Source organism: Paraburkholderia sp. Ac-20340 (assembly GCF_017104965.1).
Lineage (GTDB): Bacteria > Pseudomonadota > Gammaproteobacteria > Burkholderiales > Burkholderiaceae > Paraburkholderia.
The window spans coordinates 1-25695 of record NZ_JAAGPR010000040.1 but is presented as its reverse complement, the minus strand read 5'-3'; the positions used below and the strand labels follow the sequence as shown (position 1 = coordinate 25695).

23 protein-coding genes are annotated in these 25695 nt (G+C 63.5%); 6 read left to right on the top strand and 17 right to left on the bottom strand.

Annotated features, from left to right (window positions below):
* The first annotated feature begins 2 nt into the window (after positions 1 to 2).
* Complete coding sequence (locus G3N59_RS32190; RefSeq protein ID WP_205986892.1) at positions 3 to 3560, top strand: hypothetical protein; 3558 nt, start codon at positions 3 to 5, stop codon at positions 3558 to 3560.
* 44 nt (positions 3561 to 3604) lie between these two features.
* Here the strand turns inward: G3N59_RS32190 and G3N59_RS32185 are convergent, their stop codons facing one another.
* Complete coding sequence (locus G3N59_RS32185) at positions 3605 to 4660, bottom strand: acyltransferase (protein WP_205986891.1); 1056 nt, start codon at positions 4658 to 4660, stop codon at positions 3605 to 3607.
* A gap of 39 nt (positions 4661 to 4699) precedes the next feature.
* Positions 4700 to 6034, bottom strand: a complete 1335-nt coding sequence (locus tag G3N59_RS32180) for an acyltransferase family protein (RefSeq protein ID WP_205986890.1) — start codon at positions 6032 to 6034, stop codon at positions 4700 to 4702.
* A gap of 231 nt (positions 6035 to 6265) precedes the next feature.
* Here G3N59_RS32180 and galU point away from each other — a divergent pair, with 231 nt between their 5' ends.
* From galU to G3N59_RS32155, 5 genes are all read left to right on the top strand, one after another.
* On the top strand, positions 6266 to 7171 hold the full coding sequence (gene galU, locus G3N59_RS32175) for a UTP--glucose-1-phosphate uridylyltransferase GalU (RefSeq protein WP_205986889.1): 906 nt from the start codon (positions 6266 to 6268) through the stop codon (positions 7169 to 7171).
* Positions 7168 to 7686 (top strand): GDP-mannose mannosyl hydrolase, encoded by a 519-nt coding sequence (locus tag G3N59_RS32170; protein ID WP_205986888.1) that lies wholly within the window; start codon positions 7168 to 7170, stop codon positions 7684 to 7686. Before galU ends, G3N59_RS32170 begins: the two co-directional genes overlap by 4 nt.
* A gap of 357 nt (positions 7687 to 8043) precedes the next feature.
* On the top strand, positions 8044 to 8658 hold the full coding sequence (locus G3N59_RS32165; RefSeq protein ID WP_205986887.1) for a flavin reductase family protein: 615 nt from the start codon (positions 8044 to 8046) through the stop codon (positions 8656 to 8658).
* 107 nt (positions 8659 to 8765) lie between these two features.
* Entirely contained in the window at positions 8766 to 9062 is a 297-nt protein-coding gene (locus G3N59_RS32160) for a hypothetical protein (RefSeq protein ID WP_205986886.1), read from the top strand.
* A gap of 132 nt (positions 9063 to 9194) precedes the next feature.
* Positions 9195 to 11723 (top strand): transglycosylase domain-containing protein, encoded by a 2529-nt coding sequence (locus tag G3N59_RS32155; protein ID WP_205986885.1) that lies wholly within the window; start codon positions 9195 to 9197, stop codon positions 11721 to 11723.
* Positions 11724 to 11748: 25 nt separating this feature from the next.
* On the opposite strand, the gene hypD is transcribed toward G3N59_RS32155, so the two are convergent.
* The 15 genes from hypD to tssI all read right to left on the bottom strand — a co-directional run.
* Positions 11749 to 12858 carry a hydrogenase formation protein HypD gene (gene hypD, locus G3N59_RS32150; protein WP_205986884.1) on the bottom strand — a complete coding sequence of 370 codons (1110 nt, stop codon included), beginning with the start codon at positions 12856 to 12858 and terminating at the stop codon, positions 11749 to 11751.
* A 90-nt stretch (positions 12859 to 12948) separates the two neighbouring features.
* Positions 12949 to 13323 (bottom strand): HypC/HybG/HupF family hydrogenase formation chaperone, encoded by a 375-nt coding sequence (locus G3N59_RS32145; RefSeq protein ID WP_205986883.1) that lies wholly within the window; start codon positions 13321 to 13323, stop codon positions 12949 to 12951.
* 1500 nt (positions 13324 to 14823) lie between these two features.
* Positions 14824 to 15081, bottom strand: coding sequence for a PAAR domain-containing protein (locus G3N59_RS32140; RefSeq protein WP_346777973.1), 258 nt, complete (start codon positions 15079 to 15081; stop codon positions 14824 to 14826).
* A gap of 232 nt (positions 15082 to 15313) precedes the next feature.
* Positions 15314 to 16108: a DUF6708 domain-containing protein gene (locus tag G3N59_RS37190; protein ID WP_241024577.1), complete on the bottom strand. Its 795-nt coding sequence runs from the start codon at positions 16106 to 16108 to the stop codon at positions 15314 to 15316.
* Positions 16108 to 16329, bottom strand: a complete 222-nt coding sequence (locus G3N59_RS32130; RefSeq protein WP_205986881.1) for a hypothetical protein — start codon at positions 16327 to 16329, stop codon at positions 16108 to 16110. The genes G3N59_RS37190 and G3N59_RS32130 overlap by 1 nt, the downstream gene beginning before the upstream one ends.
* Positions 16326 to 17120 (bottom strand): DUF6708 domain-containing protein, encoded by a 795-nt coding sequence (locus G3N59_RS37185; RefSeq protein ID WP_241024575.1) that lies wholly within the window; start codon positions 17118 to 17120, stop codon positions 16326 to 16328. The genes G3N59_RS32130 and G3N59_RS37185 overlap by 4 nt, the downstream gene beginning before the upstream one ends.
* Entirely contained in the window at positions 17120 to 17341 is a 222-nt protein-coding gene (locus G3N59_RS32120) for a hypothetical protein (RefSeq protein ID WP_205986880.1), read from the bottom strand. Before G3N59_RS32120 ends, G3N59_RS37185 begins: the two co-directional genes overlap by 1 nt.
* Entirely contained in the window at positions 17338 to 18132 is a 795-nt protein-coding gene (locus G3N59_RS37180; protein ID WP_241024573.1) for a DUF6708 domain-containing protein, read from the bottom strand. Before G3N59_RS37180 ends, G3N59_RS32120 begins: the two co-directional genes overlap by 4 nt.
* On the bottom strand, positions 18132 to 18353 hold the full coding sequence (locus G3N59_RS32110) for a hypothetical protein (RefSeq protein WP_205986879.1): 222 nt from the start codon (positions 18351 to 18353) through the stop codon (positions 18132 to 18134). Before G3N59_RS32110 ends, G3N59_RS37180 begins: the two co-directional genes overlap by 1 nt.
* Positions 18350 to 18952 (bottom strand): DUF6708 domain-containing protein, encoded by a 603-nt coding sequence (locus G3N59_RS37175; protein WP_241024571.1) that lies wholly within the window; start codon positions 18950 to 18952, stop codon positions 18350 to 18352. Before G3N59_RS37175 ends, G3N59_RS32110 begins: the two co-directional genes overlap by 4 nt.
* 202 nt (positions 18953 to 19154) lie before the next feature.
* Positions 19155 to 19376 carry a hypothetical protein gene (locus G3N59_RS32100; protein WP_205986878.1) on the bottom strand — a complete coding sequence of 74 codons (222 nt, stop codon included), beginning with the start codon at positions 19374 to 19376 and terminating at the stop codon, positions 19155 to 19157.
* Positions 19373 to 20176, bottom strand: coding sequence for a DUF6708 domain-containing protein (locus G3N59_RS37170; RefSeq protein ID WP_241024569.1), 804 nt, complete (start codon positions 20174 to 20176; stop codon positions 19373 to 19375). Before G3N59_RS37170 ends, G3N59_RS32100 begins: the two co-directional genes overlap by 4 nt.
* Entirely contained in the window at positions 20176 to 23427 is a 3252-nt protein-coding gene (locus tag G3N59_RS32090; protein WP_205986877.1) for a T6SS effector BTH_I2691 family protein, read from the bottom strand. The genes G3N59_RS37170 and G3N59_RS32090 overlap by 1 nt, the downstream gene beginning before the upstream one ends.
* Positions 23424 to 24365, bottom strand: coding sequence for a DUF4123 domain-containing protein (locus G3N59_RS32085; RefSeq protein ID WP_205986876.1), 942 nt, complete (start codon positions 24363 to 24365; stop codon positions 23424 to 23426). The genes G3N59_RS32090 and G3N59_RS32085 overlap by 4 nt, the downstream gene beginning before the upstream one ends.
* Positions 24362 to 25695 (bottom strand): type VI secretion system tip protein TssI/VgrG (tssI, locus tag G3N59_RS32080; protein ID WP_205986875.1); only part of this gene is annotated, 1334 nt, incomplete at its 5' end. The genes tssI and G3N59_RS32085, both read right to left, overlap by 4 nt.

The window sequence follows — 25695 nt, the reverse complement described above, 5'->3', positions numbered from 1 at the left end:
TCGTGCGCTGGAGCATCACGATCTGCGCGGCCATCGCGCTGCTGTATGGCGCGTGGATCGCGCTCGATATGATGCGTTCGTCCGCTGTGGTGCAGGCGGCGGCCGCGGTCAGCGCGGCGAGCGAAGCAAAAGCGAAAGAAGTTGCGAGCGCATCGAATGTGAAAAGCGCCACCGAGGCTGCTGGTGATCACGCGTCCATACCGATTCATTTTTCGCTCGCGCAGCCCGGCTATGTCACGCTCGTGATCGAATCGACCGATGGCCGCCGCGTGCGCAATCTCGTGAGCGAGACGCCATTTCCGGCGGGCGACAATACGGCGTGGTGGGATGGTCTGGACGATCTCGGCCGTGATCCCGATGCCGCTGCGCACGCGCAATACCGCATTCCCGGGCGCCTGGTCGCGCCCGGCACGTATCGTGTGCGCGGGCTCGTGCGGCCTGCGCTGAAGGCGCTGTACGAATTCAATCCCTACGATCCGGGGCGTCCGCCGTGGAAGACGGCAGATCGCAGCAGCGAATGGCTGGCGAATCACGCGGCGCCATCGGCGGTGCTGTTCGTGCCGGGCGGCGCTAATGGGTCCGCGCACGCTGGCGCCGAAGGCGCGATGCTCGTCGGCAGTTACGTGACGGAAGGCGGTAGCGGCCTGGCATGGCTCGATATGCAGGGCCGCAAACGCTGGGGCCAGACGTGGATGGGCGGCGTGTGGACGGGCGCAACGCAACTCGCGCGCGACACGGGCGAGCACGCGCTGCCTCGCGCTTATGCCTACGCGGCGACGTCGTGGCGCAGCGATCAACCCGGCGACCACTACAGCGAATTGCGCCTGAATGCGCTGATGAGCGCAGGCGCGCAGCGCAGCGCGCCCGCCGATGCGCGTCTTGGCACCGGCGAAGATGTGCCCGTGCTTACGCCCGCGTATCGCATCGACGAACCGCCCGACACCGTAAAGTCCGCAGCCGACGATCCCTATCCCGAGCGCCATTCGGCCATCGCCGGGCTGGCGGTGCGCGACGGGCTGATCGTCGTTTCCTTGCGCGCGCTGAATCAACTGCTGTTTGTGGATGCGGCCCGGCATCGCGTGGTGCAGCGCGTGCCGCTGGCGGACCCGCGCGGCCTCGCGTTCGATGCGCAAGGGCATTTGCTGGCGTTATCGGGCACGCGCCTCGTGCGGCTAGATGCGAGTCTCGATGGCAATGGGCAATTGCATGTTTCGTCGCCGCAAGCGGTCATCGCAACGGGACTCGACGATCCGCAATCGCTTTGCGTCGATACGAACGGCGCACTTTACGTGAGCGATTGGGGCAAGAGCCATCAGGTGAAAGTCTTCGACGCAGCGGGCAAGCTGTTGCGAGCGATCGGACACGCGGGTGCGCCCGTTGCGGGTCTTTATGATCCGCAGCATATGAATCATCCCGCGGGGATGTCGATCGACGGCAGCGGGCGTCTGTGGGTGGCCGAAAACGACAAGACGCCCAAGCGCGTGAGCGTCTGGGACGCCGCGAGCGGCCGCTTCGTGAACGCGTTCTATGGACCGCCGCGATATGGCGGCGGCGGCACGCTCGATCCGCGCGATCGCACGCGCTTCTATTACGCCGACGAAGCGGGCGCGATTGCGTTCAAACTCGACTGGACCAACGGCAGCGGCGTGCCTCAATCGATTCCCTATCGCGCCGATGCCGACGATCTCGGCCTGAGCGGCAGCGACACCGGCGGCATGCCCGACTATCCGCTCTATCGCGGCAGCGAACGCTATCTGACCAACGCGCATAGCGCCCAGGTGACGGGCCGGCCCAGCGCGATTCTCTGGCATCTGGGCGCGGACGGCGCGGCGCACGCGGTCGCGGCGGCAGGGAGCACGTTCGACAGTGCGGGCAAATTGCTGCCCGCATTCAACAGCGATGCGATGCGCGCGCGCATGCCGGCCGGCAGCGATTCGCTACACCGCGCGTTGCTGTTTGTCTGGCGCGATACGAACGGTGACGGCCGCATCGCGCCCGACGAAGTCACGTTCTGGCAACCGCAAGGCGAAGCGCGCGGCAATGCGGCGATGCTCGGCAACGTGACGGTACTCGACGATCTCTCGTTTGCGATTGCCTACGCGGGAAGCGCGGCAGTGGTCGTGCCGGCTACGTCGATCGGGCCGCGCGGCGTGCCGGTCTACGATCCGGCGCATCTCAAGACGCTCGCGACGAACGTGCAGGCGCCCGTGAGCACGGGCGGCGGCCAGGTGCTGGTGGGCCGCGACGGCTGGACGGTGTTCACCACGCCGCCCGCGCCGTTCGCGCCGCAAGGCGTCGCCGGTCTGCGTGCCGATGGCGCGGCGTGGTCGTATCCCAGTCTCTGGCCGGGGCTTCACGCGTCGCACGCCGCGCCGGTGCCCGGCAAACCCGGCGAACTGATCGGCACGACGCGCGTACTCGGCAATCCGTTCGACGCGCCCGCGCCTTCGGATGCGGGCCAGCTTTGGGCGATCAATGGCAACGAGGGCAGCGTCTATCTCTTCACCACCGATGGATTGTTCGTCGCGACGCTGTTCAAGGACACGCGGCTCGACACTGCGCCGCCGCCCGCGCAGGCCACGCGTGGCCTCGACCTTGCCGCAACGAGTCTCGGGCCCGAATGTTTTCATCCGACCATCGTGCGCGCCGACGACGGCAATATCTACATGCAGGCAGGCTCGGCCGCGCCGCTGCTGCGCATTGTCGGGCTCGACGGCGTGCGGCGTTTGCCGGATCGGCAGATCACGATCACGGCGCAGCAACTCGTGGATGCACAGCGCGAAACGCGCGATGCCGCGGCGCGCGTGGCCAGCGCGAGCACGGCCAATAGCGTGCTCAACGTGGCGATCCACGCCGAATCGGGCGCGCAGAACTGGCCCGATTCATCGACGCAATGGGCGAGCATCGACACGCGTTCCATCCAGGTTGGCGATTGGGGTCATCAGGATAGCGAAACAAAAGCGGCGCTGGCGATTTTCGGCGACCGGCTTTATATCGCCGTGACGACGGACACGCCCACTTTGCTCGACAATAGCGGCGAGGCGTTGCAGAACCTCTTCGCGACCGGCGGCGGCATCGACCTGATGCTGGGCACGAATGCCGACGCCGCGCCGAATCGCAGCAATGCCGTGCAGGGCGACGAGCGTCTGGTGGTGTCGCGCGTGCACGATATGACGAAGGCGATGCTTTATCGGCCGGTGGCGACGCCCGATGGTCTTGCGCCGATTACCTATAGCTCGCCGTTGCGCACGATTCATTTCGATCGCGTCGACGAGGTGAGCGACAAGGTCGATGTGTCGATCGAGCGTCAGTCAGGCGGCAACGCGCAGGACGTGTTGTACAAGGTGTCGGTGCCCTTGAGCGTGCTGGGCCTGAACGCGACGGCGGGGCGCACGCTGGCCGGCGATATCGGCGTGCTGCGCGGCAACGGTTTTCAGACGCTGCAGCGCGCGTACTGGTCGAACAAGGCGGGCGGCCTGGTCAGCGACTTGCCGGGCGAGGCGGAACTCACGCCGAACCTCTGGGGCAAGCTGCGTTTCGTGGATGCCGCGAATCAGTGAATCTCGATCGAAAGCGCGAAAAAAGGCGCGATTAACGATGCGATTCAGCGCACGCTGCGAGTCGCGAGCGTGGCGGCGGCGGGTTGTTCGTGCGTCGCGTGCCGCGTCTTCACGAAGCGTTCGCGCACGCGGCTGCAAGGCCGGTCGACGTAGACGGTGATCGCAAAAGCGGCGGCGTAGGACAGCAGCACTTGCGGCATCGTCGCCAGTGCGCGCGAAAAGTGTGGCAGCGCGGCGATCTGCGGCAGGTAATGCGAGACGTAGAGCAGCGGCAGCCAGTGCACGAGATAGAGCGAATAAGACGCATCGGACAGCAGGCGATCGAACTTGCCGCTGCGAACGCTGAGCGTGCCGAGTGCAAACGGCAGCGCAACGGCCGCAAGCGCCGCGTTCAGCAGCGGATTCCACGTCATATAGATTTCGCCGCGATGCGCGCCGCCAAACAGCGCCGGGCGCAATGCGGGCACGCAGGCGAATAGCACGACGACACCCAAGGTCAGCAAGCCGGAAGCCTGCGCAACCCGAGGACGCGGCAGCAACGCGGGATAGCGCGCGGCCAGCATGCCGGCGAGAAACCACGGCAGATACGAGGTAGACGCACGGTCGTAGAAAACCGCGAACGACGCCACGCTCACGCCCGCGCACAGCAGCACGGCAAGCAGCGCGCGCCGTTGCAGCAATGCGATCACGAACGGCGCGACCAGATAGAACTGGAACTCGATGTCGAGCGACCAGGCGGGCACGAGCGGCGCACCGGCGGCGGTGTTGTAGCCCAGCAGCACGAAGCTCGAAATCAGCGCGAGCGGGTCGGGCGGCGCGAATGGCAGAGCGGGCGCGATCACAAGCGGCAGCGCGAACGATATCGCCATCGCACTGAGGCTGCAGAGCAGAAACACCGGCGCGAGCCGCCACGTGCGCGAAATCATGAAGGTGGCGTAGGGCTCGCGCGTGGCGGCGTACTTCTTCTGCCACATCGTAAAGACCCAATAGCCGCTTAGCGCAAAGAACAGATAAACCGGCATATGGCCGATGCCGAAGCTGGTGTAGTGAAACACCACGACGAGGGTCGCGAGCAGAAACCGCAGAGCGCCTGGCGCCATGATCCTTCCTCCTGTAGCAATCGGCCGTTGGGCGGGTTTTCAGGCTTCTGACGCCGGGGAGCGCGACGGCTCGACCTGCAAGGCAGGGCGCGCGCGCAACAACGTATCGAGTGCGTGACGAACGCGCGGCGTGTGCCGCTCGGTGAGCAGCGAAATGGCGTAGCAGTACGCATAGACCAGCACAACGGCGGCGGCGAAACATGCCATGCCGCGCGCGTCGGGGCGCTGCACGAAATGCAGGCCGAAGCTCTGCGCCGCTGCCGCGCAAAGGAGCAGCAACGCCGGGAAGTGGAACAGATAAGTCGTATACGAGAACTCGGCGAGCTGGCGGTGCCATGCGGCGAAGGGCAGGGCGCGCGTGAGACGGCTCGCGCTCGCCAGCGCCGCTGCATAAGCGATCCCGAGCACGAAATCGCGCGCGAACGCGGCCAGCAGATTCGATTCGATCACGGCGATGCCATGCGTGAAGCGCGAAGCGGCCAGCGCGAAGGCGAACAGCGCAAAGCCAGCAAGCGGGTGCGGACGCCACGCGCTCGAACGCACCCATCGATACGTCAGCACGCCTGTCAGCCACACGAGGCCCCACAGCATGATGGAGAACGGCAGCAGCAGGGCAAGCGCGCAGGCCGCGGCGGCCCAGCCCAGCCGCCGGCTTTTATCGCTCGTGAGCGCCGCGGCGCCCAGCGCGAACACGCAGTAGTACCACCACTCGCAGGCCAGACTCCAGAGCGGCCCGTTGCTGCCGAGCGTCTGCGTGAACACGCCTTGCATCATGAAGAGATTGCCGAGAAACGTCGGCAGATTCATCGCGGAGCCGATGACATAAGTGATCGTCGCGATCGGGGGCTCGGGCATCGTCGTGTAGATGCCGCTCGCGTTGAACCAGCGCAGCCCGGCGCTATCCAGCGCGATGCCGATCAGCAGCGCAGGCACGAGCGTCGTGTAGATGCGGCTCGTGCGCGCGGACGCATAGGCGCGCAGATCGGGCCCGCGCCGCTGCCAGCGCTCCAGCGTCGAGCCGCCCACCAGAAAGCCGCTGATGACGAAGAACACCACCACGGCTTCGTGGCCCAGGCCCGTGAAAAGGTATAGCGCGCGCATGAACGGACCCGCCGTCGCCGACGCGCCGGCCGTGGAAAAGTCCGCGAGCGTCAGCGCGCGCGCGTGATTGACGACCACGAGCAGCGCGGCGAACCAGCGCGAGAAATCGAGGAAAGTGGTGAGCCCTGGCTTCATCGTGGCGAATGTCCTGGCGAACGCAGGCCGGCGTGCGCGGATGCTGAGTGGTTCGAGCGATGCTACTGCCGCAAAACCGTCGATGTGCGCCATGGCCTCGGCGTTGTGCGACATCGACACCGTGCGGGTGCCGCGCATGCGGGCCGCGTGTGCGCTGGCGTACGTTGGGGCGAGATCGGCGGCGGGGTGGCTGCAATCGGCGAGGCATTGGCGTGCGCGCTCGCGCGGCTGCCCATACGCTCGGATCTCGGGGTTAGTACTGATCGACCTCATCCGGCCAGTCCAGGCAAATGCGGGCACATGCGGGCACATGCGGGCACATGCGGGCAAATGCAGGCGCCACCTGGCAAACACGTCGAGGAAACAACGATGCGCACAATACGCAAGGCGGTTTTTCCGGTCGCGGGTCTTGGCACGCGCTTTCTACCGGCCACCAAGGCAAGCCCGAAGGAGATGCTGCCGATCGTCGATAAACCGTTGATCCAGTACGCCGTGGAAGAAGCCGCGGCGGCGGGCGTGACGGAAATGATCTTCGTGACGGGGCGCAGCAAGCGCGCCATCGAAGACCATTTCGACAAGTCGTATGAAATCGAGGCGGAATTGATGAGCCGCGGCAAGACCGAACTGCTGCGCGTCGTGCAGAGCATCAAGCCGCGTCACGTGACCTGTCTGTTCGTGCGTCAGGCCGAAGCGCTCGGCCTCGGTCATGCGGTGCTGTGCGCGGAAAAGATCGTCGATAACGAGCCGTTCGCCGTGATGCTCGCCGACGACCTGCTCGACGGTCAGCCGCCCGTGCTGTCGCAGATGCTCGACGTGTTCGGTCATTACGCGTGTTCGGTGGTGGGCGTCGATCAGATCGAGCCGGAAGAAAGCCGCTCGTATGGCGTGATTGACGGGCGCGCGTGGGACGACCGCATCTTCCGCATGAACGGCATCGTCGAAAAGCCGGAACCCGCCGCTGCGCCTTCGCGGCTGGGCGTGGTGGGGCGCTATGTGTTCACGCCCGGCATCTTCGAGCATCTGCGCCGCGTGACGCCGGGGGCGGGCGGCGAAATCCAGTTGACCGATGCCATCCTCTCGCTGCTCGCGCGCGAACAGGTGCTGGCGTACCGGTTTCGCGGCAAGCGCTATGACTGCGGCAGCAAGATCGGCTATCTGAAGGCGACGGTCGAGTTCGCGCTGCGCCATCCCGAAGTGGGCGAAGGCTTCGAGCGCTACCTCGAAGAACTGGCGTTCGAAACCGAGGCGGCCGCGCAGCGGGCGAAAGTGGCATGAGCACGTCGCCGCTCGCGTTGGTGCGCGCGCCCGCGCCGCCCTTCGAAGCCGACGATTCGCCGCCGCTCGACGAAGGCGAGTTTCTGTCGGCGGTCAGGTTGTCGCCGCTGGTGGCGATCGACCTGATCGTCACCGACGAGGCCGGCCGCGTGCTGGTGGGCTGGCGCCGGAACCGGCCGGCGCGCGCCTGGTGGTTCGTGCCGGGCGGGCGTATCCGCAAGAACGAGACGCTGGACGCGGCGTTTGCGCGCATCGTCGAAGCCGAACTGGGGCTGGCGGGCGTGACGCGCAAGCAGGCGTCGTTTTACGGGCTCTACGAGCATCACTACCCGGACAACTTCGCGGGCCGCGAAGGCGTGCCGACGCATTATGTGGTGCTCGCGCACATCATGGCCGTGGAGGACGCGCGCAGCGTCGGGCGGCCCGAGCAGCATAGCGAGTACGCGTGGATGGCGCCGGAAGCGCTGCTCGCGCGCGACGATGTGCATGAGAACACCAAGGCGTACTTTCGCTGATCGTTACGCCGATTGTGGTGACGTTCAGGGCCGCGCCGATGCAGGGCGCGGTTTTCCTTTGCGCACAGGCACTTGCGTGATGCACTCACGGGTTATCAACAGGGCTCTCAACAAAATCTGTGGAAAAGTTTTGGGTGGGGCGGGGCGCCTGTGTGGTGGTGGTTTGTGATTTTTGTTTGTGGATCAAGGGGTTGGGGCGGATTTCCAAGCGTTGTTCACAAGGCTGTCAACGAAATCTGTGGATAACGTGGCCGCTCAATGGTCCCAACTTATCCACTCGCAGCACATTTCCCCACCCCATGTCATAGTGTGAGCCGCGCTAAATCCGCATCAAACCCGCATCAAACCGCCGCTCTCATGTCCGACACCTACTTCTACGACCCCGCCGCCGGCCACGGCCTGCCTCACGATCCCTTCAAGGCCATCGTCGCGCCGCGCCTGATCGGCTGGATTTCCAGCCGATCGCCCGCAGGCGTGCTCAACCTCGCGCCGTACAGCTTCTTCGGCGCTTTCGCCACGTTTCCTGCCGTGATCGGCTTTTGCAGCGAAGGCCGCAAGGACAGCATCAGCAATATCGAAGCGACTGGCGAGTTCGTCTGGAACCTGGCATCGCGTCCGCTCGCGGAGCAGATGAATCGCAGTTCCGCGCCCGTCGCCGCCGATGTCGATGAATTCGCGCTTTCGGGCCTCACGCCCGCGCCGGGCCGCAACGTGGCGGTTCCGCACGTGGCCGAAGCGCCCGCCGCGCTCGAATGCAAGCTGCTGCAGATCGTGCGCCTGAACGCGCTCGACGGCACGCCGATGGACAACTGGCTCGCGCTTGGCCAGGTGGTGGGCGTGCATATCCGCGAGGAATATCTGAAGGACGGTCTGTTCGATACGCACGCCGCGCAGCCCATCATGCGCGCGGGCTACCGCGCCGACTATGCGCAGATCGGCGAGATGTTCCAGATGGTGCGCCCGAGCGCCTGAACCCCGGCACGTGGTCGGGCGAGCGCGGCGCGGCCGCGCCCGTTGCCCGCCGCCCCGCGCGCGCCGATAATGGCCCCACATCGCGCGTCGCGCGGGGGAGACAGTCCATGCAATCTCCGACCGGCTCGGTCGTGGCGCTCAGTTCGGCGGCCTCGACGATGTTTTCGATCGGCATGATCTTTCTCGGCTACTGGGGCCTGCACGAGGCCTCGCCGTGGCGCGCCGGCGACCGCGTGATCGTCGCGCTCGCGCTGGCCGGTTTTGCGTGCCTCGGCAGCGTGCCGTGGCTGGCCACTTCGCCCGCCGCGTCCGGCGACGAGCGGCGCTTTCTGCTCGCGCGCCGCGTGTTCGCCACAGGCGCTTGCGCGGTGTGGGCCTCGATCGCGCTGTCGCTCGTTCTCTAGCGCGCTGAAAGACCGGTCGCGCAGTTTTGGTACGATGCACGCTTTGTCAGCTATCCAGTTGCCCGCGTGAAGCGTTCCGTGTCGTTCATCCGCGCCCTGGGCGCGAAGTGTGCCTCCAGCCTGAAGCCCCTGATGTCGCGAGTCTGCGCGCTCGCGCGCCCGCGGCTCGCTCAGGGCATCCATCATCTGCGCCATCCGACCCGCCGCGGCGTGCTGATCGCCGTGGGCGCCGTGCCCGCAGCGGTCGTGCTCTACGTGCTGGTGCTGATTCCGTTCACGCCGGGCATCGGCGACATCCGCAAGGCGCGGGTCGACCGGCCGGCGCAGATCATGTCGGCGGACGGCAAACTGCTCGCCGAATTCAAGCCGTCGAACCGCGAATGGGTGCCGCTCGCGCAGATTTCGCCGCATATGGTCGACGCGCTGATCTCGACCGAAGATCACCGCTTCTATGAGCACCACGGCATCGACTTCAAGCGCACCGCGGGCGCGGCGCTGCACACGTTCTCGGGCGATCGCCAGGGCGGCTCGACCATCACGCAGCAGCTCGCGCGCAATCTGTATCCCGATGAGATCGGCCGTGCGCCCACGCTCACGCGCAAGATCAAGGAAGCAATCACCGCGTTCAAGATCGAGGCCGTCTACAGCAAGCCGCAGATTCTCGAAACCTATCTGAACACGGTGCCGTTCCTCTACAACGCGTTCGGCATCGAGATGGCGGCGCGGACGTACTTCGGCGTATCGGCGGATCAGCTCAGCGTGCTGCAGGCCGCGACGCTCACCGGCATGCTCAAGGGCAACGCCTACTACAACCCGGTGATCAACCCCGAGCGCGCGCTCGCGCGGCGCAACACCGTGCTTTCGCAGATGGTGAAGTACGGCAAGCTCACGCCCGCGCAATTCGCGACGCTTTCTAAAAAGCCGCTGCGTCTGGACTTCGAGCGTCAGACCGAACCGCCTGGCCCCGCGCCGCATTTCGCGCAGCAACTGCGCAAGTGGCTGATCGCGTGGGCCGACCGCAACGACTACAACATCTATTCCGATGGCCTGGTCGTGCGCACGACGATCGATTCGCGTCTGCAGGCGATGGCCACGGCGTCGCTCAAGCAGCACGCGAACCAGTTGCAGGGCATCGCGAACGGCGCGTGGAGCGGGCGTAACGGCTGCTCGGCGGATAACGATCTGTTCAAGACCTTCATGCGCGAAACGCCGGATTTCAAGGCCGCGCACGACGCGGGCGCCAGCGACGCGGACGCGCTCAAGAAGCTCGCCTCGGACCGCAGTTTCATGCGCTCGCTGTGCAAGGCCAAGACCGATGTGCAGGCGGGCTTTGTCGCGATTGATCCGCGCGATGGCCAGATCAAGGCGTGGGTGGGCAGCCGCGACTTCCAGGACGAACCGTTCGATCACGTGCAGCAGGCGCGTCGTCAGCCGGGTTCGACGTTCAAGGCCTTTGTTTATGGCGCGGCGTTCGCCAATGGCGCGAAGCCGTCCGATACGATCATCGACCAGGCCGTGGAAATGCCGCTCGAAGGCGGGGAAATCTGGCGTCCTAACGATGATGTGCCGCCCAGCAACAAGCCGATGACGCTGCGCGACGCGCTCGCGTTCTCGCGCAATCGCATCACGGCGCAGGTGATGCAGGCGGTCGGCCCGGACAAGGTGGCGCGTCTCGCGCGCGCGATGGGCGTGCGCGACAGCCAGCTCAACGCGGTGCCGTCGCTGGCGCTCGGCACGAGCCCGGTCACGCTCAAGGAGATGGTGTCGGCGTACAGCACGATCGCCAACGACGGCGTGTATCTGCAGCCGCGCATGGTCACGCGCATCGAGGACGGCAAGGGCGAGGTGCTGGCGGAATTCGGCAGCGCGTCGCCGGAGCGCGCGCTGTCCGTCGACGCCGATCGCACGCTGCTCGACACGATGCGCGATGTCGTGAATCGCGGCACGGGTTCGAGTATCCGCACGCGCTTTGGCATTCGCGCCGATGTGGCGGGCAAGACCGGCACGACGCAGGACAACGCGGACGGCTGGTTCATCCTCATGGATCAGCAACTGGTGGCGGGCGCGTGGGTCGGTTTCGACGATGGCCGCGTCACGCTCAACAGCGATTACTGGGGGCAGGGCGCGCGCAGTGCGCTGCCGATCGTCGGCGATTTCTTCCAGCGTGCGCTGCGCTCGCGCATTGTCGATCCGCGCGCGCGCTTCGATACCGAAGTCACGCCGGGCGCCTTCGAGCAGTTCCGCGATCGTCTGAAGACGTGGATGGACTCGCTGTTCGCTTCGAAGCAGCCCGAGGCGCCGCGTCCGGTCACGCCGGTCAAGCGTGCGCCTGCGCCTGAGCAGCCTGAGCCGGGCGAAGTGCCGCCGTCCAGCGGTGTGGCGGCGGCTTCGTCGTCGGGTGCTTCATCGGCATCGGCATCGGCGGCTGCGGCGGCATCGGACGCGGCGGCGGCTTCGGCGATCCTCAACGGCGTCACGCCGCCGGGGCAGAGCATGCCGCCGATTCTCGGGCCGTCGGGCGCTTCGCAGCAGAACGCGCCTTCGTCCCCGCAGCCGCCGTATCCGGCGCAGGAGCCTTCGCTGGCACCGACGCCCACACCCGATGACGCCGACTCCAACGGCGGCGCGCCCGCGCAGTACACGCCGCCTCAGGGCAACTGACGCGAAACGCCGCGCCGGGCGGTCCTCAGATCGCCTGCGCGCGGTGGCGTGCGTCGTCGGTGCAGGGGCCGGCGGTCGCGCCCTTGCAGAGTTCGAGCGGCGCGAACGGCGTGCAGGTCGCGCCGGAAGCGGTGCGCAGCGCCTTGCCCGCGCACGTATCCGTGGGAGGCACCGGCGCGATGCCGATCGTCATGTCACGCAAAGCGAGCGCGTGACGGCGCTCCGCATCCCAGTTCGCGAACGCGGGCCGCAAGGCCAGCGCGCTGTGCGGCACCGGGCCGAGGCCACGCCACACGAATGACGCGCGCACGTCGAACACCTCATCCACGAGTCGCTTCGCCTTCGTATCGCCCGCTTCGGTCACGGCGCGCCGGTACTGGTTTTCGGTATCGGCGCGACATTCGTTGATCTGCTCGACCAGCATCAGCACGGCCTGCAGCACGTCGAGCGGTTCCGGTCCCGCGATCACGACCGGCTTGACGAAATCCCCCGAAATCGAGCGATAAGGCGCCACGCCGATCACCTGGCTCACGTGCGAGGGCGCGAGAAAGCCGTTGAGCAGCGCACGCTCGCCGAGGGCATCGTCGGCGAGCAGAAAGCGCATGGCCGCAGGCGTCAGCACGTGATTGCACAGCACGCTGAAATTGCCGATGGCGAGCGCACGCGCGCGCATCAGCGCTTCGGCGGTGGCGGGCGCGGCGGTCTCGAAGCCCGTCGCCAGCCAGACGATCTCGCGCTGCGGATGGGCACGGGCAAGCGCGAGCGCGTCGCCGACCGCGCCGGGCGTGACGATGTCCGCGCCGGCCGCGCGCGCGGCGAGCAGATTTGCGTGGCGTGCGCCCGGCACGCCGAGTGTGTCCTCGCTCGCGCAGAGCGTGACGCCGCGTTCGAGCGCGAGATCGATTGCGTGATCGATGCGGCTGGCGGGCAGCACGCAGCCGGGGCAGCCGGGCCCGTGAATCAGCTCGATCTGCGGCGGCAACAGCGACGCGAGATCATGACGCGCAATCGCCAGTGCATGGCTGCGGCAAAAGCCCATCAGCCGATAGCGGCGACGTCGCTCGACGGCATCGCGAATGCGCGCGCTCAGGCCGCGTGCGATGGGATTGTTGCGAATGTCGTCGGTGAATTTCATCGGACGGCTCGCTCGTTTGATTCGACAGGGCGCACGATCCGGGTTTCGGCACCGCGTATGAGCGCGGAAAACATATTCGGAATCCTTCGTTTATTCAAGATGCGTGGTGCCGGCGGGCCGTTGCAGAGCGGCGAAATAGTGGGCCAGGCCGCTGGACGCGTGGCGTGCTTCGAGATCGCCGCGCGCGATGGCGTCGAGCAGATCGAGTGCATCGTCGATCTTGCGCGCCTGCTCCACGCCGATGACGGAACGCGCCGCGCCGTTTAGCGCCAGCACCCACGCACCGGCCGGCAGCGGCCCGGTGCGGGTGAGATCGAGCGCGCAGGCGCCGTGACGCGTGACGGCCTGCGCGGTCAGCCCTTCCGCGCAGACGATGCGCGCGGGCAGGCCGATCCCGGCGCGCGAGCCGCGTGGCGCAGACGAATCTCCGGCTGGCGAGCCGGTGTGGCGGGTAAATTGGAGCATGGCAATCCTGGGGACAGCAGTGCAGCGCATCAGGGCGCGCGCGGCGAAAACGAGCGCGAAAGTTAGCAGCATCTTGGAAGCGGCCGATTGCACGGCGATGAAGCTGTTGATCTTGCGCAAGCTAAAGCAAGGGCGGCGGACGGGTAGCGCCGCTGTGTCGCGGCTGGAGCGTGGTGTCGCGCCGCGGAGCGTGGCAGTTCGGAAACGTTGATCTATGTTGCGGGGGCGCAGGAGGGGGCGCAATGTTTAAAAGATATCCACAGATTTTCTGGATAACCTTGTGCATAAGTTAACCCCGATCCCGCTCTGGCGGCTTCCTCAAGGCTTCTCGCGCAGTGCGTGGGGAAAATTCTTGCTCCCCGTCGCCCTCGATCATCCACGCCCACGTTTCCGGGAACGGCGAGAACTTTCCCCCGCGGCACGATGAGGGCAATCACAGGGTGTGATTCTTCCGCCGACGCGCGGGTGGGATGTCTGGTGCCTCGACCGCCTCGTACCTGCGCCTCTTGCTCGTCCTGATGGAACGCTCCAGCCACGCGCATTCGGCGCACCAGGTTCCCTGCCTGATTGAATTCGGGACGGCCTGCCATGTATGCCCCCGGTGACATTCCCACAGCAGCCTGGTTTGGGAATCGACATATTCTTTTGACAGGCAACGTCCACCACGCGAAGCGGCCAGCGCCTGCATCTCCGTGAGGCTGCTGCGCATGCTGTCCCAGTAGCACTGCAGACACCATGCACCCTGTAATACCCGGTTGGGTGCCGCTAGCCATTCATGTCCCTGCGCACACTGCCATCGCAGCGGCGTGGCATTGTTGACATACTGGTCCGCCAGACACTCGCCTCCGTGCTGTCGGGCAACATCTCTCATCGTGTCAAGAGTATGGCAGCGCTCTTCGATTGCACAATGCGGACACCAGGAGCGATGCTTGACCGCCGACGGCCTGGCCTCCCAGCGGTGTCCGCTGGCACATTCCCAGACAAGAGGAATATTGGCATCCATATAACGCTCGGAAAGACACCGACCACCGCGCTCGGCAGCGATCCGCTGCATCGCTTCTAGCGTGCCGCGTCTACTCGACCTGAAACACACCGGACACCACGTACCGTTGGTGCGGGTCACCGCGGCGGGCGTTGCGTCCCAGCAATGACCCTCGGCGCAGCGCCACGTGAGCGGGGTGCGCCGATTCACATAGACCTCCGACACACACGCTCCACCCCGGCTCCCGGCAATGCGCCGCATCTCTTCAATGGTGTGCTTTGCCGCCGTCTTCTCCTGCATAGCGACTCCCGTAATCAATTGATCCCGTCACCGTCATCGTCTGCCAACAGTGTCACGCCATGACTGATGGTGCTACCCGCGCGGGCAAAGCTCTGCCCGTGTACCGTCGAAGAGGAACCGGTCACGATAGTGGCTCGCGCTCCCCAGCATTGGTCGAGCACGGGGCGTCTTGGCACTGGCGTGCTCGCATTGAGTTGCTCAAACACGTTGTCCGTAACCTATGCAACCATCCAGCCGCTGTCGCCTTCCTCAAGCACGCCGCCATGATCGGTGTGGTCGCCCTGGCGCGCGACCGGATGGCCTTCAATTTCGCAGTCAGCGGCGCCAGTAATAATCGTCGCGCCGCAACTAATGCGGTCGGTTACCCGAGCGATGGCCCTGCCGTTGATATTCGCTTCGGCAGCGCCCGTGGTGACAGTGCCGGGACCATGCAGCGGGCAGGAATGACGGTGGCCTACGAGAACGACGGGTTTCATAAGAACTCCTTCATTGATTGAGAAATATGGATGGTCGATAGATCCAGTCATCCTCCAGACGGGACCTTCGCAACGTAGCGGATCAAGGCCGCACGCCCTTGCTTGCCATTTCGATGGTTACCAGGGGTGATGTTTCGCCTTCCAGTGCCTCCAAAGGGGGGCTTGCCTTCCTCTTCGAGGGTGTAGTCGGGGCGCGCAAAGGTGGTCGGCGCGGTGATGCGGACTCTACTATTCATGGCGCGCTACGCGATTCGGCGTCCATGTCGGCAGGCCACTCCACCCTGGGTGCCAGACGCAGTGCAAGGTTGTAGGGCGGCACATCGTTGGCGTCATGCGGTTCGGCCTCGCCCGGATCGAGACCTTGCCGACCGTGCTGCATGTAGTGACACACATACGCCCACACGTTGCTGGTGTTGGCCGCTCGTGTGCTCAGGTCGAAACGCTCGATGATCTCATTGGTGCCGGGCCTGACGACAGCAATAGACACGCCTTCCTTGATGATGAGTCCGCCATTGGCCGTGGCGGCGCGCACCTTCCATTTCTCGGCGCGCAGATCGTCCCAGTCGTAGCTGGCGGTGGTGACATACCATCGTGTGAACGGGTTCCACCACACTGAATGAAACCCGTAGACGTAGACCTTGCGACGCAGGCGATTAAAGCGAAGGGGCAGGTCACGCGGTGGCGAAACATCCGCTCTATACGCGAAACATGCGATCCAGCCGCCAATTGCCGTTACACACATACCCAACAAGATCGCGAAGAAAAGGTCTCGTGCGTTATACGTGCTGACGGCGAAAGCCCAGATGTTTAGTGCCACATAGGCAACAGTGGTAACGCCCATTAATCCCGCAGCGTAAATCATGAGTCCTCGCACACTTAATGTGTTTCGAGGAAGTTCCATATATATGTCATCAAGGTGCGTAGGCGCCAACCAAAGCAGCATCGGCGCCTCGGTAAGCGGCTCATTCGACCCCGACAAATCCTGATGCCAGCCTCTACATGGTGGATTGAGCTTCGGTGCACCCATTACGCCTGCTCCGTGAGCGTTACCTGGGCGAAGCCACTTTGATCCGTTTTGTCCGGCCAGTAGGTGATCGTGAGCGTGGCCGACTTCATGCGATTTACAGGATCGAGCCAGTAGCTACCTTTGAGCACCGGCACCGCGACGGTGGGCTTGCCGTCTTCATCGAGGGTATAGTCGGGGCGCGCAATGGTGGTCGGCGCGGTGATGCGGACTCTAATATTCATGGCGCGCTACGCGATTCGGCGTCCATGTCGGCAGGCCACTCCACCCTGGGTGCCAGACGCAGCGCAAGGTTGTAGGGCGGCACATCGTTGGCGTCGTGCGGTTCGGCTTCATTGGGATCGAGACCTTGCCGACCGTGCTGCATGTAGTGACACACATACGCCCACACGTTGCTGGTGTTGGCCGCTCGTGTGCTCAGGTCGAAACGCTCGATGATCTCATTGGTGCCGGGCCTGACGACAGCAATAGACACGCCTTCCTTGATGATGAGTCCGCCATTGGCCGTGGCGGCGCGCACCTTCCATTTCTCGGCGCGCAGATCGTCCCAGTCGTAGCTGGCGGTGGTGACGTACCATCGTGTGAACGGGTTCCACCACACTGAATGAAACCCGTAGACGTAGACCTTGCGACGGAGGCGATTAAAGCGGAGCGGAAGGTCACGCGGTGGCGAGACGTCCATGCGATAGAAGACACAGGCCGACCATATACAGAGGGCCGTAATGGCTACGCTCATAAGTACGAATATGACAAGATCCTGTGCGTTGTACATCTCCGTTGCTAAGGACCAGACATTGAGCATAGCGTAGGCAAGAGCGATAAGCCCCATGAAGGCCGCGAACCAAATTACCAGCCCTCGCAAACTTAATGTATTCCGAGGAAGCTCCACGTAAATGTCGTCAAGATGCGTAGGAGCGAGCCAGAGCAGCATTGGCGCTTCAGCAAGCGGCTCGTCCGGCCCCGGCAAGTCCTGTTGCCAGCCTTTACACGGTGGGTTGAGCTTCGGTGCACCCATTACGCCTGCTCCGTGAGCGTTACCTGGGCGAAGCCACTTTGATCCGTTTTGTCCGGCCAGTAGGTGATCGTGAGCGTGGCCGACTTCATGCGATTTACAGGATCGAGCCAGTAGCTACCTTTGAGCACCGGCACCGCGACGGTGGGCTTACCTTCTTCGTCGAGGGTGTAGTCGGGGCGGACAATGGTGGTCGGCGCGGTGATGCGGACTCTACTATTCATGGCGCGCTCCGCGACTCGGCGTCCATGTCGGCAGGCCACTCCACCCTGGGTGCCAGACGCAGGGCAAGGTTGTAGGGCGGCACATCGTTGGCGTCGTGCGGTTCAGCCTCGCTCGGATCGAGACCTTGCCGACCGAGCTGCATGTAGTGACACACATACGCCCACACGTTGCTGGTGTTGGCAGCACGCGTGCTCAGGTCAAAGCGCTCAATGACCTCGTTGGTGCCGGGCCTGACGACAGCAATAGACACGCCTTCCTTGATGATGAGTCCGCCATTGGCCGTGGCGGCGCGCACCTTCCATTTCTCGGCGCGCAGATCGTCCCAGTCGTAGCTGGCGGTGGTGACATACCATCGTGTGAACGGGTTCCACCACACTGAATGAAACCCGTAGACGTAGACCTTGCGACGGAGGCGGTTGAAGCGGAGGGGAAGATCGCGCGGTGGCGAGACATCCATGCGATAGAAGATGCCAGCTGACCACAGGCAAAGCGCCAACATCGCGACATCCACCAGCGCAAATAGCGCTATTTCAACGCCATCGTTCGTGTCCAAATCGCCAATTGTGAGCAGCGCCCAAATGAAGAACGGCGCCATTAGAACTGAAAACAATGCAAACCAAACAACGAGACCACGTATTGCCATCGTATTTCGGGCAAGCTCCAAGTAAATGTCGTCAAGATGCGTAGGAGCGAGCCAGAGCAGCATTGGCGCTTCAGCAAGCGGCTCATTCGGCCCCGGCAAGTCCTGTTGCCAGCCTCTGCACGGCGGGTTGAGTTTTGGCGCCACCATTACGCCTGCTCCGTGAGCGTTACCTGGGCGAAGCCACTTTGATCCGTTTTGTCCGGCCAGTAGGTGATCGTGAGCGTGGCCGACTTCATGCGATTTACAGGATCGAGCCAGTAGCTACCTTTGAGCACCGGCACCGCGACGGTGGGCTTACCCTCTTCGTCGAGGGTGTAGTCGGGGTGGACAATGGTGGGCGGCGCGGTGATGCGGACTCTAATATTCATGGCGCGCTACGCGACTCGGCGTCCATGTCGGCAGGCCACTCCACCCTGGGTGCCAGACGCAGCGCAAGGTTGTAGGGCGGCACATCGTTGGCGTCGTGCGGTTCGACCTCGCCCGGATCGAGACCTTGCCGGCCATGCTGCATGTAGTGGCACACATACGCCCACACGTTGCTGGTGTTGGCCGCTCGTGTGCTCAGATCAAAGCGCTCAATGACCTCGTTGGTGCCGGGCCTGACGACAGCAATAGATACGCCTTCCTTGATGATGAGTCCGCCGTTGGCCGTGGCGGCGCGCACCTTCCATTTCTCGGCGCGCAGATCGTCCCAGTCGTAGCTGGTGGTGGTGACATACCATCGTGTGAACGGGTTCCACCACACCGAATGAAACCCGTAGACGTAGACCTTGCGACGCAGGCGGTTGAAGCGCAGGGGAAGATCGCGAGGGGGGATGCGTCCATGCGGTAGAAGACATAGGCCGACCAAAGACCTAACGCAATCACAGTGGCATTCACTATCGCAAAAAGTGCGAGCGCAAGAATACTGCCAGTGTGAAGCAAATTCGTCGTCACCAAACTGCGCACAAAAGACCAAGAAAGCCATAGTGTCACCGCAGCATTGAGCAAAGCAAATAACACGACTACGCCACGGACACTCAAGGTGTTACGGGGTAGTTCCATGTAGGAATCTTCAAGATGCGTAGGCGCCAACCAAAGCAGCATCGGCGCTTCTGCAAGCGGCTCATTCGGCCCCGGCAAGTCCTGTTGCCAGCCTTTACACGGTGGGTTGAGCTTCGGTGCACCCATTACGCCTGCTCCGTCAGCGCAACCTGGGCGAAGCCACTTTGATCCGGTTTGTCCGGCCAGTAGGTGATCGTGAGCGTGGCCGACTTCATGCGATTTACAGGATCGAGCCAGTAGCTACCTTTGAGCACCGGCACCGCGACGGTGGGCTTGCCTTCTTCGTCGAGGGTGCAGTCGGAGTGGACAATGGTGGTCGGCGCGGTGATGCGGACTCTAATATTCATGGCGCGCTCCGCGATTCGGCGTCCATGTCGGCAGGCCACTCCACCCTGGGTGCCAGACGCAGCGCAAGGTTGTAGGGCGGCACATCGTTGGCGTCGTGCGGTTCGGCCTCACCGGGATCGAGACCTTGCCGGCCATGCTGCATGTAGTGACACACATACGCCCACACGTTGGTGGTGTTGGCAGCACGCGTGCTCAGGTCAAAACGCTCAATGACCTCATTGGTGCCCGGCTTGATGACAGCAATAGATACGCCTTCCTTGATGATGAGTCCGCCATTGGCCGTAGCGCCGCGCACCTTCCATTTCTCGGCGCGCAGATCGTCCCAGTCGTAGCTTGCCGTGGTGACATACCATCGTGTGAACGGGTTCCACCACACTGAATGAAACCCGTAGACGTAGACCTTGCGACGCAGGCGATTGAAGCGGAGGGGGAGGTCACGCGGTGGTGAGACATCCATGCGAAAAAAGACAGCTGTTGACCACACGCAAAATGCTGCTATTACCGACTGCAAGGATATATAGAAGGCGGCCTCAGCGAATCCTCGTCTCAGCATTCCCATTGAAAGCGCGACCCAGATAGCGAACGCCGGGTAGACGATACATAGCAGCGCCATCATCGCTGCACCGATCAAGATGAACCCGCGCACACCCAGCGAGTTGCGCGGTAGCTCCATATAGGAGTCTTCAAGATGCGTAGGCGCCAACCAAAGCAGCGTCGGCGCCTCAGCAAGCGGATCGTTTGGTCCCGGCAAGTCCTGCTGCCAGCCTCTGTACCGTGGGTTAAGCTTCGGCGCGGCCATTACGCGTGCTCCGTGAGCGTAACCTGAGCAAAGCCGTTTTGATCCGTTTTATCAGGCCAGAATATGATCGTGAATGTGGCCGACTTCATGCGATTAACAGGATCGAGCCAGTAACAACCCTTGAGCACTGGCACCGCGGCAGTGGGCTTGCCTTCTTCGTCTAGGGTGTAGTCAGGGCGGGCAATGGTAGTCGACGCAGTGATCGCTGTACTATCGTTCAACTGCCCTGAAGCCAGAGTTTGCTTGTCTGGGCGCAGCCCGAAGCGGACGACTTCCAGCGTGAAGTTGTAGCTCGACAGTTCCGGATTGAAACCGGGAAGCACGACGCGATAGTTCAGCGACGTACCGGATTCAATGCCGCCGGTGCTTTTTAGTACCTCAACATCCGCCGTCAAGAGTGCCGTGCTATCCATTGGCCGCTTGGCGCTGTCAAACCCCAGTGCAACATCCATACCGATTACAGCAGCATTCAGAGCCGCCACCGCGCTTGCCATGATATCGGGAATATGCGCCACATCGACGGGCCTTCCATCCTTGTCTGTCAGCCCCCACCGCCGATGATTGGGGGCACTGCCAAAGCAACTATTGCGCGCCCACAGTTCAAGTGAGTCGGATTCCAAGCTCTTCGCGATCTGGACGACAGAAAAGGCGGCTAGTCCTAAAGCGATACCAATTCCGAGTGGCCCCAACAAGAGACCTGCTCCGACGGCACCTACAGCGCTAAACCACGCTCCACCAAGCGAAAGGACGCTGGCGACTCCGTAAGCAACAGTTGCCCACCCATCGCCGACCTTCGCCACCCGCACCGCCGCACTGAAACTCCCCGCCCCATCCGCAATCCCCCCCACCGCAGCAATCACCCCACCCGCCTTCACCAGCCCCTCGCCCAAGCCGATGACCTTGGACAGCGTCGGCGTCACCTCCGTCCCCGCACGCTGGATAAACGCCTGAATCGCCTTGGCCGGTATCTTGATCGCCTGCCCCGCGATTTCAGCGCCGCCGCCCATCATGCCCACCGACGCACCATAGAATGCCGCCACGGCCTCGGGATGGCGTGCGCCCACCTTGGCGTCAACGTCCGCCAGGCTGCTCCTCAGCGTATCGTTCAGGAAGTACAGGCTGATGAGCGACAGGCCGCCGTCCACGCCATTGATCGACAGGTTCTTCAGGCTCCGGAAACTGCCGCTCGCGAAGTCACGCGCAACCTCCCCGGCAACCTTGATGCCACGCAATGCGCTGGCGACCTCCGGCTCCAGATTTTTCAGGCCAGCCGCGACCTCGCGCAGCGCCGCACTGGTTTCAGCCTTGAGACTCCCCCCCTTCGATAACAGCCGTTGTTTAACCTGCCCGGCGTTGCCCTGTACCCACAGCGTGACCTCGATCACCGTCTTGCGCACAGCAGGATCGGGAATCGCAATCAGCCCGGCGAACACCATCGCCCGCACGCGCCGTCCCGCACCTTGGGCGGCGGAGTCCACTGCGCCGTGCAGATTCTCGGAGAGGATGTCGAAGCACTCGCCAACGGTAAGCTGAATCTTTACCTGGGTCAGTTGAACACCGCCGTACCGCCAGTTGGCTCCTTGATGCAGTCCATTCAGCGCCGCCTTTGCGCCGTCACTGAGTTGCTTATCGAGACGGTTAACGGCATCGTGCATGGCCGCAAGAAGACGATCCGCCGCCCCGGCTGTGAGGTGCTCTCGCCACTCGGTGATCCCGTTGCTGCCAGCCACGCCCTTGAGGGTGTCGTAATACTTCTTGCCTGCATCGTTGGCGATACTGCCCGAGTTGAACAGCGGCGTCAGAGCGGTCATGAGCGCCGTCTGCTGGCCTTGCAGGGCGATATAAGCGGGACTCTTCGGATCGCTGAGCAACTGCTGCCAGATCTTGCCGCTCGGGCCAGGCACCTCGGGCGCAGGTTTCTCACCAGGCTTGGCGGCTGGCGGCGGCGCATCGGTGACGCCGCCAAGCAGACAGTCGGACACCATCTTCAGGCGAGACGCCCGCGAGCGGCCTACGTTATCGGCATAGTCCAGTTCGACAATGCGGCGCCAGTCGGCCTTGAGCACGGCGTCGGCCCAATCCTTTGCGTATGCGTCGATACGCTTTTGCGAGGCAGCGACAGCCTTGTCATACTGATCCTGGAAAGTTTTGCGCGCCGTCTCGTCGTACCGGCCCTCAAGACGCTCGTGACGGCTCCGAGTCCTGGCTTTCGCCAATTGACCGGTCTGCCGCGCTACATCGACGCGAGGCAGACCCGCCTTTTCGGCCAGAAAGGGATTGCTGTTCCAGGCGTCCGCCTGTGTTGCATTGGCTTTGGCTTCGGCCGCTGCGGCATCAAGCGCGCGGGAGGCTTCCAGTGCCTTAATGCCGAGCAGGCATTGCGAGGTGAGGTACTTGTAGCGATTCGTGGGTTCTTCCGCCCAGCGTTGTTGCTGAGTGCATTCGGCCAGACGCAGATTGTTGAGCTCGTGAATGGTGCCAGCCGGATCGGGCAGAATCACTCCGGCCACACCGTTGGGCAGTTCATACTGCTTCTCGAGCATGCGCAGATAGTCGCGCATCGCCTGTGCACGGGATTGGCGAGTATAGGAGCCGTGTACGCTGCCGAAATCCGCCATGCCGCTGGTGTATTCCACAATCTGCCCAGCGAGCGGATGGACATGCTCAAGGGCAAGCGCCTGCGTCTTCGAGGGATCGGTCTTGAGCGTGGCCAGATCGATTACAGTGAAGCGTTGTTGATAATCCCCGCGTAACGCAACCTTGACGGTCTTGCCGTTTGCGTCGGTCGTGCTGCTCATACCGGTTTTGTACGAGTCGAGCACCGCGCTGGGCCACGGGTCTTGTGAGAACGCGATCCACGCCTGCTTGTAGGCAGTGGTGTTGACGTTCAGGAATGAGGCGCGCAGATCGTGTCCGGCCGTAATGCAGGCCTTGGCGAGCGGTTGTGGCTTGGCGCGTGGTAGTTCGTAGGGGTTGAACTGTCGCAGAAAGCCTTCCGGCGAAACCTCATAAGCCTGCCATTCCTTCTTGTCCAGCAGCACGTACACATACCCTTCGCGCAACACACGTGCGGCCATCTGCGTCGAAGGGTTGCTCAGCGTGCCATGCTTTGCCAGTGAACTGCTGGCTGGCCACACGGCCTGCCGCAGCAGCAGGATGGGTAGACCGTTGCGCTCGCACGCCCGGCAGGAGCCGGGAGGAACTGGGCTGGTTTCCCTGGCAACGGTGCCGAGGGCTTGACTGGTGCTCATGGGTAATCCTTGGCATGGGGCAGCAATGAGGCGACGTATCGCCATGCGGCATCGTCATAGGCATCAAAGAGCGTTTGGAGACGGGCTTCGCCCTTCGCGGCGCGGGCAATGTCGGCGCACACGCGCTCGTTATCGGGCAAATCTGGGTGGACCGTGACGCGGTGGAGGGCGAGGACAATGATGTCCTCACTGCTGTGCAGACCCAGCCGGCGTGCATCGCGAATCATGCGGAAGGCACGTGCAGCGGCTTGTGGCGGCAATAGCGTCTCGCCACGCCAGCGCCATGGGGCGTAACTCATCGGCGTATGCAAGGATTGTCGCCATGCTGCCAGCACATCCCTCACCAGCAGCGACTCGCTTTGCGTCTCGCGAGCCGCCACTGGCAAGTCGGCTGGTGTGCCCGGTGAACCGCTAAAGAGCGCGAAGCCTCCCCAACTGACTGGATAGAGCCAGTGGCGAATGGGCCACAAATGCGTTGCAAGGCCACTGGGCAACGCAGCAGCCCACAGTTCAAGACGGGGCGGTTCATAGAGGGGAGTGAAGGAGCCGTCGAGCGTTGTCTGGGCCGCCTCACATAGCGAAATAAGGTGTGATGCCAGTGTGTCGGGAGGCAACGGACTCGCCAGCCAGCCGCATACATAGCGCTTGCGATAGTGCTCGTCATCCGTGGCGCACGCGTGCGTTAGTCCAATCAACGCTGCGTCGGGCGCAGCGCCAGGTGCGGCCAGCGTGACGAGCGTCGGCGCAGCGTCTGACGCATGTGCGAAGCCTGGATGCGGTAATCGCGTAGTTGATGCCTCGCCAAGGCGTTCAGCCAGCGCACCGGGATCTAGCGGGTGGTCTTTGCCGCCTCCGGCAAGCGGGTCGAGCAGGACGTACAGAAAATCATCTGCAAAGCGCGTGATATTTGCGAATGCCTGCACTACGTCTACGCTCATCGATGCTTCTCCACGCAGTTGACCAGATCACCTGCATCCGGATTTCCGCTGAAGGAGAAGCTGTTGCCAGCTCCGCTGCCCGGATTGGTCATCGGCCCTTTGAGCTTGATCGCAATGGCTTCGATGGTGATGCCGCCGCTGTTGATCGTGATCGTGCCGCCCGGGCCACGGATCACGATCTCCTGGCTGGCCTTCAACTCGTAATGTTGCGTCTGTCGTTCGATGGACTGACCCGCTGTGAGCTTGTGATGCCCTTGCACGCTCGCCTCGACATGTCCACCCACATCGATGATGTGATTGGCCGTGGTCTGGTCTTTACGATGATTCCCCACCTGCTCGACGCGATCCTTGCCGACATGGATCGTGTGATTGCGCTCGATAGAAAGAAGCGCGTCCTGACCAACGGTGTGGGTCCGGTTGTGCCCGATGCTCACCTGTTCGTCATTGCCCACGCTTTCCGTTCGGTCATGACCGATGTCGATTGTTTCGTCATGCTCGACATTTTCCTTGCGGTCATTGCCGACGAACGTCGTCTCATCGTGATTAACGTGAATGTTTTGATCTTTCTGCGCATGAACGTAGATTTCTTCCTGATCCTTTTCGTCCTCGAAACGCAGTTCGTTGTAACCTTCCCCTTTGTGCGTCTGGCTCTTGATCGTCATGCGCGTCTTGTGACGCGGCAGTTCATAGGGCGGCAGATTGGTGGCGTGATACGTTCTTCCGATAATGATCGGCTGGTCGCAGTCACCATCGAGGAAGGCCACGATGACTTCCTGTCCGATGCGCGGTATCGCCATGTGCCCCCACGTTGCACCGGCCCAGTTCTGCGCCACGCGTATCCAGCAGGAGCTGTTCGCGTCGTTGTTGCCGTAGCGATCCCAGGGGAATTGCACTTTGACGCGACCATATTCGTCGCAGTAGATTTCCTCGCCTTCGGGACCGGTAACGGTCGCGATCAAAGGACCGTCGATACGGGGCTTGGGTAGGAGTTCCGGCTTCCACTCGATGTGGTCAGGGATGATCTTCGCCGTATAGCTGTACTGCGTGCCTGTGTTGGCTTCTGAGGATTCTTCCGCCTGGCTCACGGTCTGCGTGCCGGTGTGCACCATGCTCACCACCCGCCAGCCGGCGTTCCAGTCTTCCCGGGCGTGGCCCTCCAGATCGAACGCGAGGCCCGGTTGCAGGCGGGCATCGTCGCCCTCGATCGCGGCCAGTTGGGCTTCGTTACGTAGCGCGAGCAGGCGCGTCTCCGTAAATGGCCGCCCAGCCTCATCGCGCTTGTACCGCCCGGGGTAGTCGAAGCGTTCATAACCGCCGTCCTGGTGCTCAA